Origin of the sequence: Bacteroides difficilis (assembly GCF_048319815.1) — a bacterium.
Lineage (GTDB): Bacteria > Bacteroidota > Bacteroidia > Bacteroidales > Bacteroidaceae > Bacteroides > Bacteroides zhangwenhongii.
The window spans coordinates 2924526-2938637 of the sequence record NZ_CP182814.1; the positions used below are offsets into that span (position 1 = coordinate 2924526).

Annotated in this window: 12 protein-coding genes and 1 pseudogene; all 13 read left to right on the plus strand. The window is 49.0% G+C overall.

The annotated features are described in order from the left end of the window. Positions 1 to 72 precede the first annotated feature (72 nt). The 13 genes and pseudogenes from ACNOGP_RS10930 (at position 73) to ACNOGP_RS10990 (ending at position 14112) form a co-directional block, all read left to right on the plus strand. A complete protein-coding gene (locus ACNOGP_RS10930) occupies positions 73 to 396 on the plus strand; it encodes a hypothetical protein (protein ID WP_004320271.1) in 324 nt (107 codons plus the stop codon). Beyond that, complete coding sequence (locus ACNOGP_RS10935) at positions 380 to 1477, plus strand: ImmA/IrrE family metallo-endopeptidase (RefSeq protein WP_004320269.1); 1098 nt, start codon at positions 380 to 382, stop codon at positions 1475 to 1477. Before ACNOGP_RS10930 ends, ACNOGP_RS10935 begins: the two co-directional genes overlap by 17 nt. A 286-nt stretch (positions 1478 to 1763) precedes the next feature. After that, positions 1764 to 2738, plus strand: coding sequence for a hypothetical protein (locus ACNOGP_RS10940; RefSeq protein WP_004320267.1), 975 nt, complete (start codon positions 1764 to 1766; stop codon positions 2736 to 2738). Then, the gene (locus ACNOGP_RS10945) at positions 2726 to 3505 is read left to right on the plus strand and encodes a hypothetical protein (protein WP_004320265.1); all 780 of its coding nucleotides are present in this window, start codon (positions 2726 to 2728) and stop codon (positions 3503 to 3505) included. Before ACNOGP_RS10940 ends, ACNOGP_RS10945 begins: the two co-directional genes overlap by 13 nt. Positions 3506 to 3510: 5 nt before the next feature. Continuing rightward, positions 3511 to 4272 (plus strand): metallophosphoesterase, encoded by a 762-nt coding sequence (locus ACNOGP_RS10950; protein WP_044917907.1) that lies wholly within the window; start codon positions 3511 to 3513, stop codon positions 4270 to 4272. 220 nt (positions 4273 to 4492) lie between these two features. Continuing rightward, positions 4493 to 4945 carry a hypothetical protein gene (locus tag ACNOGP_RS10955; RefSeq protein WP_004320261.1) on the plus strand — a complete coding sequence of 151 codons (453 nt, stop codon included), beginning with the start codon at positions 4493 to 4495 and terminating at the stop codon, positions 4943 to 4945. After that, positions 4942 to 5274, plus strand: coding sequence for a DUF4134 domain-containing protein (locus tag ACNOGP_RS10960; RefSeq protein ID WP_004320258.1), 333 nt, complete (start codon positions 4942 to 4944; stop codon positions 5272 to 5274). Before ACNOGP_RS10955 ends, ACNOGP_RS10960 begins: the two co-directional genes overlap by 4 nt. 58 nt (positions 5275 to 5332) lie before the next feature. Further along, positions 5333 to 5590 (plus strand): annotated as a pseudogene (locus ACNOGP_RS10965) (DUF4134 family protein); the annotation flags it as partial. Between the two features lie 562 nt (positions 5591 to 6152). Then, positions 6153 to 7964, plus strand: coding sequence for a group II intron reverse transcriptase/maturase (gene ltrA / locus ACNOGP_RS10970; protein WP_060451334.1), 1812 nt, complete (start codon positions 6153 to 6155; stop codon positions 7962 to 7964). A 24-nt stretch (positions 7965 to 7988) separates the two neighbouring features. Then, positions 7989 to 8183 carry a DUF4134 family protein gene (locus ACNOGP_RS10975; RefSeq protein WP_121765382.1) on the plus strand — a complete coding sequence of 65 codons (195 nt, stop codon included), beginning with the start codon at positions 7989 to 7991 and terminating at the stop codon, positions 8181 to 8183. Between the two features lie 48 nt (positions 8184 to 8231). Next, complete coding sequence (locus tag ACNOGP_RS10980) at positions 8232 to 8531, plus strand: DUF4133 domain-containing protein (protein WP_004320254.1); 300 nt, start codon at positions 8232 to 8234, stop codon at positions 8529 to 8531. A 123-nt stretch (positions 8532 to 8654) separates the two neighbouring features. Next, on the plus strand, positions 8655 to 11456 hold the full coding sequence (locus ACNOGP_RS10985; protein ID WP_004320251.1) for a TraG family conjugative transposon ATPase: 2802 nt from the start codon (positions 8655 to 8657) through the stop codon (positions 11454 to 11456). Between the two features lie 103 nt (positions 11457 to 11559). After that, complete coding sequence (locus tag ACNOGP_RS10990; protein ID WP_176702580.1) at positions 11560 to 14112, plus strand: hypothetical protein; 2553 nt, start codon at positions 11560 to 11562, stop codon at positions 14110 to 14112.

Here is a 14112-nt window from a genome sequence, read left to right on the forward strand (position 1 = left end):
AGAAATATCGATAAAGTTCCCTTTTAATGGGAATTATTTATTATCTTTGCACCAAAAATAAATGCTGAATGCATGATTAAAGTTGAAATACAAGACGATGACCTGCGTGAACTCATACTATATGGAATGAATGCAGGAAAATATAAAAGAATCGCTCGCGACAAGAAATTTGTGAAGAAGCTGACTGATATATACAACCTGATGAAATCAGTGGAGCATGTCTCCAAATTGAGGGATTACAGTTTCCTTCACTACGAGCAACTGAGACATATATCCTTAAGCTCTGTCAGGATATTCAACAATAGAGTTGAGCGGCTGCTGTTCCGGGAAACAGAGACAGGATTGGAAATAACGTTAATAGAATTAAATGATGACCACTATGGCAACAAGAAATGAAAGCAAGACCCCTTGGACGGCAACCCATCCGGGTACCATTCTGAGGTATGAATTGGAAGACAGAGAAATCTCCCAAAAGGACTTTGCAGTCATGATTGGTATGCAAAAGTCACATCTGAATGAGCTGATAAAAGGCAAGAGACCCATAACAAAGCCCATTGCAGACAAGATAGAAGAGGTTCTCGGCATCTCTGCAGTATCGTTGGTAAACATGCAGACCCAATATGAATATGACATGAAGGTGATAGAGCAGAGAGGCGTTGAAGAGTTTGAAGCGCAAAACGCCCTCAGTCTTTATAATGAAATCTTTGATGTCAAAACCTTGTTCAAGCGAATCGGCAAAGAACTGACTACAGCGGTTCAACAGATGCAGTATATTTCCGAAACCCTTTGTCTGCCCCAGCCTGCCGAGCTGAAACTGGAGACATCCGGCATGTTCAGAAAATCGGCAAAGACAGGTCAAGACCCTCGTATGCTGATGACATGGAAGCTTTTGGCAGAATCAAAAGCCAAGAGACAAAAGGTTTCACAACCATTCAACCAGGAAAGAAGAAATGAGGTGGTTGCAGCATTGGTAAGAGCCTTGCATGACAATCGCTCCACGGAGAATACTGTAAAAGAGATATTGGCTGCCGAGGGAATAGCCTTCTGCATCGAAGAAAAGGTGGATAAAGCCTCTGTGGATGGTTATTCTTACATAGAAGACGGCATACCTTATATAATATTGACAAGGAGATACGACCGCATAGACAATTTCGCTTTCGCACTGATGCACGAGGTCGGGCACATCTATCTGCATTATCTCGATGGCCGCCGAAGCGATTGTAAACTCAGCATCCCAGATTATGACAACGAGAGTGCAGAGGAAAAAGAAGCCAATGCCTTTGCTGCCAATGCCCTCATACCAAACGAAGAATGGAAAAATGCCCCGAAGGTAAGGTTAAATCCTGCGATGATACAGCGCAAATATACCCAATGGGCTAATGAGAAAGGCCTGAACAAGTGGATTGTGTTAGGCAGAATATCATACGAGACAGGAATGTACAAGTTCCGCTCTGACGAAAGCAGAAGAATCGGTTAATCGGAATATTGGCATCAGCCAAACCAATAGAATAAGCTCTTCCCTATCGGAAGGGCTTTTTTATGCCCTTTGAGTTTGATTGATGAGAATTGGCTATCTAATGAGAAAGAAACGAACGGCATCGGAATGACATTATCAAGACGAAAACATTATCATTTGGTGCAGAAACGGCTCAAATGCATTGAAATTACATATCAAATCTGCACTTTTTCGCCAAAATATGCCTGATTCTCAATTATTATCCTTATTTTTGCATCGTTTTAATGTATCATTAAAATGTAGCAGAATGGAATTGAAAAAAGAAATAAGGATATTGGGCAGACGCATTGAGGTGGAACCTCGTGCCAAGGAAAGCTTGAAAGGTATCACTGTCGGAGAGAAACTCTCATACAGTTTCTATGACGGCACATACCAAGGCATGTCCCTGCTGTTCGTTAAACCTAAGAAAGAAGTCAATCCCTCTCCACGGGCTTGCGCCATCACGGGCAAGCGATTGACTGAAGCCTTGGGACTGCCCGCAGTATTCATCCTTGCGCCCGGACCCACCTACGAGCGGCACAGGCTGGCGGACAAGGGAGTCTTCTTTGTCATGTCCGAGGAGTATGCCCACTTGCCTGGCATCATTGCATTGGAGAAGACAAGCAACAGGAAGATAGCTGAGGTACTGACTCCTGTGGCACAATACATGCTGCTCTACCACCTACAGGTCGGCAGTCTCGAAGGAATGTCGCCAAGAGACATTGCGCCCTTGCTTCCCTATTCCTATGAAAGCGTCACGTTGGGTGTCACCTGCCTTGAAGACGTAGGGCTGTGTCAAAAGATTCAGAACGGACAGCGCAGTAAGGTGGTACACTTCGAGCTGAAGGGCAAGGAACTGTGGGACAAGGCACAGAACGTCTTGCTGTCACCCGTAGAGAACCTTATCTATTGCGATGACATACGCTTGGATGCGGAATATCCCGTATGTGGCATCAATGCCTTGGCGCATTACACCATGCTCAACCCCGACAGGGAACAGATGATGATGATGACAAGTAAGGAGTACCGTGCCGTCAAGTCGGCTGATGTCATGGAAAATCCCAACATCTATGACGGCAACTATATCATAGAGGTATGGAAATACCCTGTCGTCAGCAAGATTGGCGACAAGAACCAGTGGGTTGACCGCCTTTCCCTTGTCCTTTCATTGAGGGAGGACAATGATCCGAGAGTGGAAAAAGAAGTAGAACGAATAATCAGTGAACAGAAATGGACGGATTAGATAAGTTCCGCGAGGCTTTTGCGGAATACTCAGACAACTATGTAGTGATAGGCGGTGCAGCCTGTGACATCACCATGACCAATACCGTGGTGCGCCCCCGCGCCACACACGACATCGATATGATAGTCATCGTAGAGAACATGACCGAGGCATTCGCCAACCGCTTCTGGCAGTTTGTACGTGAGGCAGGCTATCGACCTGAAAAGAGGAAACAGGAGGCTGGTGAACCACCAAGATATGAAATGTACCGCTTCCTTGATGGCAAAGATGGTTATCCCGAGATGATAGAACTGCTGTCACGCCACCCCGATGTGCTTGGAGAGCCAAAGGGATTTGTCATAGAACCTATCCCGACCGATGAAGATGTGTCGAGTCTCAGTGCCATCATCATGGACGATGACTACTATCACTTCACTATCGCACACAGCCAACTGACTGATGGCATACGCCATGCCAATTCCGCTGCCTTGATAGCGCTGAAGGCAAGAGCCTACCTCAATCTCATGGCAGACAAGAGGGACGGCAAGCATGTGAACACCAAGGACATCAAGAAGCATCGTTCTGACATTCTGAAGAATGTGGTCATAATGGCCGAGGACAACATTGAGGCACCTGCTTCCATAGTGGCATGTATAAGGGAGTTTGTCGCCTCCATCAGAGCCGACTGGTCAATTCTCGCAGAACCATTGTCAAATTCGCTCGGTCAAGACGAGGCATTTGTGACTGGACTGTTGGACCAACTGGATGAATTGTTTATGGAAGCATGAACAATATGAAGATACAATACGCATCCGACCTGCACCTAGAGTTTGCCGACAACTGGCGGTATCTGAAAGCCCACCCCTTGGAGGTGACGGGCGACATACTGCTGCTTGCCGGTGACATCGGCTATCTCGGTGATGATAACTACTCCAAGCATCCCTTTTGGGACTGGGCATCGGAGAATTACAAGGAGGTGCATTGCTGCATGGGCAACCATGAGTTCTACAAATACTATGATGTGGCGACATTGCCCGACGGCTATCTCTTGGAGATACGTCCCAATGTATTCAGCCACTACAATGGTGTTGTGAGGATTGGCGACACCGACATCATCCTCTCCACCCTTTGGTCGAGGATTCCTTTGGAAGACGCTTACTTCACCGAGCAAGTGATAAGTGACTTCCGCCGTATATTATATAAAGGTGAACTGATGACCCATGCCCAATTCAATGCCGAGCATAAGCGTTGCCTCACGTTCATCAAGGACGCTGTGGCACATTCGCAAGCAGTCCATAAGATTGTTGTCACCCATCATGTGCCGTCGTTCCGTATGCTCCACCCCAAGTTTCAGGGCAGCAAGGCAAACGGGGCTTTCACTGTAGAACTGGAGGACTATATCACCGATAGCGGCATTGACTATTGGATATACGGACACTCGCACACCAACATCAATGCCAGGATAGGCAACACCCAATGCCTGTCCAACCAGTTGGGCTATGTATTCTCCAACGAGCATCAAGACTTCTCCCACGACAAGCATCTGACCATATAGCCATCCACATTTTCTCATCCACCCTCTTTACAGGCTCTTCCATATCGGAAGGGCTTTTTTTGTGCCTTTCGAGTTTGATTTTTGAGTATGATTATGAGTGTAATCAAAATTAGAGTTAAGATTTGGCTCTGCGGAAAGGCATTTCGGTTTAAGATTGAAGAAAAGGTAGTTCCTTTGCACTGGCAATAAGCCAAATCATAGTAAAATCAAACTTGAAAATATGAAGTCATTTGTAATATTCGCCATTGTCGTGACCGTAATCTATGTCATCTACTATACGGTCATCATCGTGCAGGATCTGTACGGAAAGCCCAAGGACGAGAAGTCACAGGGCGAGTCGTTTGATGTCAGTGACATGACCGATGAAGAAGAGTCGATAGCGGTCAGCGAGAGCGACGGCGGCTTCAGCGTAGGCGATAACCAGTATGAGACAGCCTACGAGGAGAAGCAGCTTGCAGAGCCTACAGAGGAGGCAGCCGCCACTGCGGAAGAGAGCAAGCCTCATGTGCTTGAAAAAATACAAAGCGCAATCGAGAAGAAGATGGAGGAAGTGAATACCACCTATTCCGACCCCATGTTTTCGGAAGAATTGATAAACACCATCATCGCCCGTGGCCTCCGTCACAATGGTCGTGAAATGGTCAAGGTGGAATCACTCAATAATGAGATATGATGTCAAAAACAAGAAGTGCATTTCTATCATTATATGCCGCTTTAACCCCAGTTCTGGCCAGTGCTAAGTGTGGCAACGTGGACTACAGCTGGGGAGCGGACGCACTTGCGAGTGCCCACGACTATGCCGTGACGATGATGCTCTATATCGTCTATATGTGCTATGCAGTGGCGGGCATCGTGGTCATTATCAGTGCCTTGCAGATATATATAAAGATGAATACGGGCGAAGAGGGAGTGAAGAAGAACATCATGATGCTGGTGGGAGCCTGCCTGTTCCTCATAGGAGCGACCATCGTCTTCCCCGCCTTCTTCGGCTATCAGATTTGAGATACAGGTGATACGAGATAAGATAACTCAAAGTGTAACAAATTAAAAGGTAAAAAGAATGTTTGAAAGGATTAACAAGAAGGTGAAGGGACTCTTCTCTTCACAGCGCATGAAAACGCTCGCCCTGATGCTGCTTGTCGGCACCACCGCAGCAATGGCACAGAACGCAGCCGGCGACTACTCAGCAGGCACGACCGCGCTTACCACAGTGACGGAGGAAATTGCCAAGTATGTGCCTATCGTGGTGAAGCTCTGCTACGCCATAGCCGGTGTCGTTGCCATAGTCGGTGCGATCTCAGTTTACATCGCCATGAGTGCGTCCGTAGTGGTTGCATGATAAATACCTCTTTTGCAAGAGGTTAGGTCAGGGTTCAAGTGACCTACTTCCACCCAAATAAGCCCGAGGGGAAACCTAAAGGTGAAAATAGCACTTTGGGAAAGCAATAAGTCAGTCAATAGCCAGACTGCGACTGAATTGCGAGGGAGAAAGACAGATATGAGGATAAAGTCCATACTGATTGAACGATAGCCCAGCGGCAAAAGATGTAGCTGCGACGGAAGGCTTTTACAAACGTCGCATTGTGGCACTTAGACAACGTCATTGGTGTTATAGCAAAGAACCTGCCACAACGCAACCGCAATAAGCGGAGAAAAGGGCGGAAGTCGTATCCGACAATCTGTCGTGCTAATAGTTATCATGCAGCTAAACGGAGATTACCTAAGTTGGAAAGCCATGCAAGTGGCTATGAGTTTTGGCTCTGAATATCCAATATGGTAACGGAGTTCCCATAGTAGTCCGAGCAAGGTAACGCCTTGTACATGGCGAAGGGGAACAGTTAGTAATGTTTTAATACAAATTTTGAAAACGTGTAAGACGTATGGAAAAATCAGAAAGAGTATTGAAAGCTCTAAGTGACCACAGTCAAAGTTCGGATTATAAGTACGAACGGCTGTATCGGTATCTGTTCAGTGAAGAGATGTTCGCTGTTGCCTACCAACGCATTTATGCGAAACAAGGCAACATGACACCCGGCACTGACGGCAAGACCATCGACGAGATGAGTCTTGAAAGGATTGAAAGATTGATTGTGTCCTTAAAGGACGAAAGTTACCAACCCCACCCTGCACGCAGAGTGTACATACCGAAGAAGAACGGCAAGAAACGTCCGCTCGGTATTCCCTCATTCGAGGACAAATTGGTGCAGGAGGTAGTTAGACTGCTGCTTGAAGCCATTTATGAAGGTCATTTTGAAGGCACTTCACATGGTTTCAGACCGCACCGAAGCTGCCACACGGCATTGGGTATGATACAGAAGTCTTTTGCGGGAGCAAAGTGGTTTATCGAGGGAGACATCAAAGGCTTCTTTGACAACATCGACCACAATGTACTGATAAGCATACTTCGTGAGCGCATATCAGACGAACGCTTCCTCAGGCTTATCCGTAAATTCCTCAATGCAGGGTATGTGGAGGATTGGAAGTACAACAAGACGTATTCAGGAACTCCGCAAGGTGGAATTGTAAGCCCTATATTGGCTAACATCTATCTTGACAAGTTCGACAAGTACATCAAGGAGTACGCAGCCAAATTCCGCAAAGGTGACAGACGCAGCATCAATCCCGACTACTGGCGTTTGAACAATAAGAAGAACAGACTGAAACAGAAGTTGCAGAAAACGTCTGATGAGCAGATGCGGAAAAGCTATCTGTATGAAATTGCCCAACTGAGCAAACAGATGCTGTCCATTCCTCACAAGGATGCAATGGATGCAGACTTCAGAAGATTGCAGTATGTAAGGTATGCGGACGATTTCCTCATATCGGTTATCGGAAGCAAGTCTGAATGCGAGACCATCAAAGCGGACATCACCCAATTCATGAGAGAACAACTCAAACTTGAATTGTCTGACGAGAAAACTTTGATAACACATGCACAAGACAAGGCAAAATTCCTTGGATATGAAATCTTCATCAGAAAGTCAGACGCAGTGAAAAGGAACAAGGACGGAGTACTCAAAAGAGACTTCAACGGCGCAGTGGTGTTAACCCTTAACTCGGCTGTGATACAAAAGAAGCTCACTGAATACAACGCTTTGGAGGTCAGAAACATTGACGGCAAAGACATTTGGTGGTCTAAGCCTCGCAGATATATGACTCCAATGAAGCCCGAGGATATTCTTGCACAATACAATGCGGAAATCAGAGGACTTTACAACTACTATTCACTTGCTACAAACGTGTCCAAAGAATGTGCATCTTTTGCCTTCATCATGAAGATGAGTATGTTCAAGACACTTGGCTGGAAGCTGAACACTTCCGCAAGGAAGGTTCGCCAAAAGTATCAGAAGGACAAGGATTTTGTCATTCCGTACAATGACGCTAAGGGTAAACAGAAGTACAGAGTCTTCTATAATGAAGGTTTCAAAAAGAGAAATGCGCAGTTCGATGTTGACTATGACAAACTGCCACAGACCATGTATGTGCCATATCCAAGCCTTGTAGAAAGGTTGAAGGATGGCAGATGCGAACTATGTGGCAAGGAAGGAAAAGTAGTCATGCACCATGTGAGAAATCTCACCAAGCTGAAAGGCTGTAATGAGTGGGAGAAACTGATGCTCAAAAGACATCGCAAGACACTTGTTGTCTGCGAGGATTGCAACTCAATGATTCAGAACTATGGTAAAGAGTAATATTACTAATGGAAAGCCGTATACATGGAGACATGTAAGTACGGTTTGGGGGCGAGTACTCGGAAACCGCCCACCGCAAGGTGGGTATGGCGCTGGGTGCTTAGCCCACACAACGAGGAACAGGACGTGAAAAAGAAGATCATGATGGTCGTCGGCGCATGTATTTTCCTCATTGCAGCAGCCCAGGCACTGCCTCTGTTCTTCGGCATTGGAGGTTAAACGCAGCGTGAGATTGTGAGTATGTAGAACGTTAAAACACTGACAGTTATGGCAGAGGCAAAGCAGGAGCGATTTCCTGACTATCCCATTTTCAAGGGACTGCAACGTCCATTAGAGTTTTTCGGGTTGCAGGGACGCTACATCTACTGGGCGGCAGCCACCGCAGGAGGAGCCGTTGCGGGCTTCATCCTCGGCTACTGCATCTTCGGTTTCGTGGCAGGACTCGTGCTGCTTGTCCTCGCCGTGGCTGTCGGTGGCGTTCTCATCGTCATGAAGCAGCGCAAAGGCTTGCATAGCAAAAAGAGTGACAACGGAATATTCATCTATGCCTATTCAAAGAAAGTGTAAAACAAAAAAAAGAGAATCCATTATGTCCAAGTGGAATGCTATCAATGATTGTAAGTGAATGAAGGTGGGGGCATCACGTATGAGGGTGCGCCCGCCTTTTTGTGATTAAAAAAGAAAAGAACAATGACCCTATACATCATACTCATATTCTCAGCCATCTGCGTGGGCATGGCCATCAGTGTCAAGGCATTCGGCACGGGAGGCAAGCGCAAGCGCATCTTCCAGGACATCTACTTCTCCATCGAGGAAGTAGATGGCATCGGTGTGCTCTATACCAAGACGGGCGAATACTCCGCCGTGCTGAAAATGGAGAACCCCGTACAGAAATATTCCGCCAATATCGAGGCCTACTATGAGTTCACCCACCTCTTCGCCGCCCTTGCCCAGACCTTGGGTGAAGGCTATGCCATGCACAAGCAGGACGTGTTTGTGAGGAAGGCGTTCAAGGAAGAGAATGCGACTAATCATGAGTTTCTGAGCGAGAGCTACTTCCGCTATTTCAACGGCAGACCATTTACCGACAGCGTCTGCTACCTGACCATCACACAGGAGAACAAGAAGAGCCGCCTGATGTCGTTCGACAACAAAAAATGGCGCGACTTCTTGGTGAAGATACGCAAGGTGCACGACCAACTGAGGGATGCTGGTGTAAAGTCCCGCTTCCTCGGCAAGACGGAAGCCAGCGAGTATGTTGACCGCTTCTTCTCCATGAACTTCCGTGACAAGGTGGTGTCGATGACCAACTTCAAGGTCGATGACGAGACCATCGGCATGGGCGACCGCCGCTGCAAGGTGTATAGCCTTGTGGATGTGGATTGTGCCAACCTGCCGTCGGTTATCCGTCCCTACGCCAATATCGAGGTGAACAACACCAGTATGCCCGTTGACCTCGTGAGCATCGTCGATAGCGTGCCCGGTGCCGACTGCGTGGTGTTCAACCAGATGGTGTTCGTGCCCAACCAGAAGCGCGAGCTTGCCTTGCTCGACAAGAAGAAAAATCGCCATGCCTCCATGCCCAATCCCAGCAACCTGATGGCTGTGGAGGACATCAAGCGAGTGCAGGAGGTGATAGCGAGGGAAAGCAAGCAGCTCGTCTATACCCACTACAACCTCGTGGTGGCAGTGAGCGGCGACACCGACATACAGAAATGCACCAACCATCTCGAAAACTCCTTTTCGCGCATGGGCATCCATATCAGCAAGCGCGCCTACAACCAGTTGGAGCTGTTCGTCAACTCCTTCCCCGGCAACTGCTATGGCATGAATGCCGACTACGACCGTTTCCTCACCCTCGGCGATGCCGCCACCTGCCTGATGTACAAGGAGCGCATCGTGCACAATGAGGACACCCCGCTGAAGATATACTATACCGACCGCCAGGGCGTGCCCGTAGCCATCGACATCACAGGAAAGGAGGGAAAGGAGAAGCTGACCGACAACTCGAACTTTTTTTGTTTGGGTCCTTCGGGCAGCGGCAAATCGTTCCACATGAACAGCGTGGTGCGCCAGTTGTGGGAGCAGAACACCGACATCGTCATGGTCGATACGGGTAACTCGTATGAGGGACTCTGCGAGTATGTGGGCGGCAAGTACATCGCCTATACGGAGGACAAGCCCATCACCATGAACCCCTTCAACATCAGCAAGCGGGAGCTGAACATCGAGAAGATCGACTTCCTGAAGAACCTGATTCTGCTGATATGGAAAGGCTCGGAGGTGCAGATACCCGAACTGGAGTTCCGTGTGGTGGAGCAGTTGGTGACGGAATATTACGACTTCTACTTCAACGGCGTTCAGCCCTATCCTTCCTCACAGAAGGAGACACTGAGAAAAAACCTCTCCACCATGGAGAAGCGGCGCGGCACGGAGCTGACTCAGATACACGACAAGGTGGAGAAACTCATCCACGGACTGGAGGAGCGGCGCATGGCATTGGCAGTGAAGACGCTGTCCTTCGACTCGTTCTATGAGTTTGCCTGTGAGCGTCTCGACCAGATATGCATCGAGAACAACATCACCACCATCGACTGCGACAACTTCGCCTACATGCTCCAGAACTTCTACCGTGGCGGCAAGTACGACAAGATTCTCAACGAGAACGTCGATAGCACCCTGTTCGACGAGACCTTCATCGTCTTCGAGGTGGATGCCATCAAGGAGAACAAGCAGCTCTTCCCCATCGTGACGCTCATCATCATGGACGTGTTCTTGCAGAAGATGCGCCTGAAGAAGAACCGCAAGTGCTTAGTCATCGAGGAGGCATGGAAAGCCATCGCCTCGCCGTTGATGGCCGAGTACATCAAGTACCTCTACAAGACCGCCCGAAAGTTCTGGGCGAGCGTGGGCGTGGTGACACAGGAGATACAGGACATCATCGGCAGTCCCATCGTGAAGGAAGCCATCATCAACAATTCCGACGTGGTGATGCTGCTCGATCAGAGCAAGTTCCGTGAGCGTTTCGACGAGATCAAGGCGATACTGGGCTTGACCGATGTGGATTGCAAGAAGATTTTCACGGTCAACCGATTAGAGAACAAGGAAGGACGCAGTTTCTTCCGTGAGGTGTTTATCCGACGTGGCTCGACGAGCGGAGTCTATGGTGTGGAGGAACCGCACGAGTGCTATATGACCTACACCACCGAGCGAGCTGAGAAGGAGGCATTGAAATTGTATAAGCGAGAACTGAAGTGCAGCCATCAGGAGGCTATTGAGCGGTATTGCTGGGACTGGGATGCCAGTGGCATCGGGAAGTCGTTGGCATTTGCGCAGAAGGTGAATGAGGCGGGAAAGGTGCTCAATCTGAGGGACAACAGCCCGATGACAAAATCATCGGGAACGGACGGAGTAGCGAGAGGAGAGTCCCAAACTCGTTTGGGCTATCCCGAGTCACGTCGGACGAAGACGAAGTCAACGGTGGCTGGGTAGTAGATACTATCAGTAGTGAATACTACCAATAGTAAATACTACAAGTAGTAAAGTAGTGGAATAGTAGAAACTGAAAGTAGTAGAAACGTAAAGTAGTGAAGCAATGAGACGTATACACCTTATTATAATATATATGTGTCTGACGCTTGTCGTGGGAAAGGTTCATGCGCAGTATTACAGCGTGAACTATGACAAGCAGACCGTTGCCGCCATGGCTGCCGCATTCGGTGCTGGAGCTATGGCTGAGAGCTATTATAACGAGCAGGCGGGCGAAATCTTGAAGCACTACAATGCCGCAGAGGTTGCCACTGCCGGTATCTTCGCCGCCAAGTTCTTGGAGCGCAAGGCATTCACCGACCTCGGCATCTGGAGCAGCAGTACGGAGAACTACTATTACCGCCGCATCCACAATATGGTGGCAAACAAGATTATGCCCAAGATCTGGACGGTGGCAGGCATGATGCTGAAGAGTCCGCAGACCGCCCTCTATTGGGGCAGTTACCTGATGAAGATATGTGCCGACACCAAGTCGCTGTGTATGCAGTTTGAAAGCGTGGTGACCAACAGCAGCCTGACCTTTGCCGACATCCAGTTTTTGGAAATCAACCAGGAGATAGCCGCCATCCTCAAGCTCTCGGAGATAGGCAATGTGGATTGGCAGCAGCTGTTGGACGACATCGCCAGTGTGCCTGGCAACTTCACCGTGGAGAACCTCACCGCAGACATCGAAACCCTTTACAACATGGGAGCATCGTTGGCTACGGCAGGCATCAACGGGGCATCGGACGCACTCTTGCAGAAGAGTGCCTTCAATGAGTTGTTCAATGGCAAGGTGAGCAAGATACTGGACATCTATGACAACTACCATGACCTCTATGAACAGGCAGAGAACGGCATCGGCAGCACCCTCCTCAGTCTGGTGGGTGGCGAGGACAACGTGGCAGCCCTCTTTGACCTCTCCAACTACAACATCACCTCGTGGATGACAGACTATCTGAGCGAGACGCAGGGCAACTACTACACGCAGCGTTGGTACATCGCCCGACGAGACCAAGGCAGCGTGAGCCTCTGTGACTACTATCCTCCGACCGATGACAACAGCATTCTGAACGGTGACCATTGGTATCGCATCAATACTTCCGACCCCAACTTCTACCCTAACAGCACGCAGCGAGAGCAGATATTGACAAACTCGGAAAACCATGCCGGATGGAGTCGCAGCCGTGTGCAGCAGCTCAATGCACAGAACGACGGCTTCACCTATACGATGAACTACTGGATGTCCGCGTACATCATCAGCCGTGGCGGCAAGCAGACCAAGAAAGCCTATGCCTACGAGATACACGTCTCCAAGAGTTGGAACAACGTAGAAGAGGTGTATGAGGATGTCTTCGACTCCTACAGTATGGACTTGAATACCTTCAAACGCCAGTTGCAGGCACGTCTCTCGGAGTACAACGACAACGAAGAGGGCTATGTCTATTACATCGGCAGTGATGCACGCCGCTACTACCAAGCCACCGATGCCGCCAAGCTGAAGGGCGTGGAGAGCGTGACCATCAGTGTCACCTGTTCGGACGGTGTCACCCTCGGACAAGGCAGCACGCGGTACAAGTGCCGTGAGTGCGGCGGTTCGCTCAATGCCCACAGCAAGGAGTGCGCCATGAGGACAACCGTCACGGAGAACAATCTTGACCTCTCGGAACTGGACGAGAAGGAACGTGAGGCAAGCAACAAGATAGCCCTGTTGGAGGCGCAGATAAGCCAGTTGGAGACAGAGAACAAGAACCTGCTCACGCAAATAGCCAATGCTTCCGTAGAGGAAGCCCCTGCCTTGCGACAGCAATACAATGCCAACAAGACGAAGATAGACAACCTGAAAAGGGAGTTGGCGACATGGCAGCAGCAGTTGGCAGACATACAGGATGCCAAGAGCGAGGCGGCTAACGACAATGCCACAGCCACCGATGACTACTACCGCATTCCTGCTATCATGCAGGATGTGAAGTCAGCCTACAACCTCACGTGGCAAGGAGCCGGTTCGTGGAACGGCTATACCTACGTGCGCACAGCCACCATGCCTAACATCAACGGCATCATCACCTTCAAGGCAACACTCTCCATAGCGAGGAAGCCCAAGTACTTCCTTGGCATCAAGATACACCGTGCGATACTGCAAATTTCGTGGGAACTGACCTCGGAATACACCGACACACAGGTAGTGGATGTGCTGACCCTTGACCCGAATGCCTCTGATGAGGAAAAGACGCGGCAGGTGAACAGCCGTATCTCAGAGATAGCCCAGGAGTTCCCGACGTGCAGCATCACTACGGAGTATGCCAAGAGCGAGGCGACACAGACTGCTGACAATGACGATGTGATACACCTGCTCTGGTCGAGCGACCGCCTGGAGATAGCCCGTGAAGTAGATAGCCGTATCACCAATATATACGCCGACTTGGTATCATTAGAAAAAATGATGCACTACAAGCGTAGCATTATCGACGTGCTGAAGGACATTCTTCCCTCGATAGATGCTGACCAAGGTCGCAGAAGGACACTCATTGAAGAGTGCTACGAGCGATGGAGAGAGAATGCAGACCCGAACAGAGGGGATGGTGACGAAAACGAGAACGAGAATGAAAATGAAAATTGA

Excerpts from the sequence above, each read along its gene's own strand:
- ltrA (WP_060451334.1), top strand. The coding sequence starts at position 6,153 with ATGGAAAAATCAGAAAGAGTATTGAAAGCTCTAAGTGACCACAGTCAA.
- ACNOGP_RS10960 (WP_004320258.1), top strand. The coding sequence starts at position 4,942 with ATGATGTCAAAAACAAGAAGTGCATTTCTATCATTATATGCCGCTTTA.
- ACNOGP_RS10975 (WP_121765382.1), top strand. The coding sequence starts at position 7,989 with ATGGAGACATGTAAGTACGGTTTGGGGGCGAGTACTCGGAAACCGCCC.
- ACNOGP_RS10950 (WP_044917907.1), top strand. The coding sequence starts at position 3,511 with ATGAAGATACAATACGCATCCGACCTGCACCTAGAGTTTGCCGACAAC.
- ACNOGP_RS10945 (WP_004320265.1), top strand. The coding sequence starts at position 2,726 with ATGGACGGATTAGATAAGTTCCGCGAGGCTTTTGCGGAATACTCAGAC.
- ACNOGP_RS10985 (WP_004320251.1), top strand. The coding sequence starts at position 8,655 with ATGACCCTATACATCATACTCATATTCTCAGCCATCTGCGTGGGCATG.
- ACNOGP_RS10955 (WP_004320261.1), top strand. The coding sequence starts at position 4,493 with ATGAAGTCATTTGTAATATTCGCCATTGTCGTGACCGTAATCTATGTC.
- ACNOGP_RS10980 (WP_004320254.1), top strand. The coding sequence starts at position 8,232 with ATGGCAGAGGCAAAGCAGGAGCGATTTCCTGACTATCCCATTTTCAAG.
- ACNOGP_RS10990 (WP_176702580.1), top strand. The coding sequence starts at position 11,560 with ATGAGACGTATACACCTTATTATAATATATATGTGTCTGACGCTTGTC.
- ACNOGP_RS10935 (WP_004320269.1), top strand. The coding sequence starts at position 380 with ATGGCAACAAGAAATGAAAGCAAGACCCCTTGGACGGCAACCCATCCG.
- ACNOGP_RS10940 (WP_004320267.1), top strand. The coding sequence starts at position 1,764 with ATGGAATTGAAAAAAGAAATAAGGATATTGGGCAGACGCATTGAGGTG.
- ACNOGP_RS10930 (WP_004320271.1), top strand. The coding sequence starts at position 73 with ATGATTAAAGTTGAAATACAAGACGATGACCTGCGTGAACTCATACTA.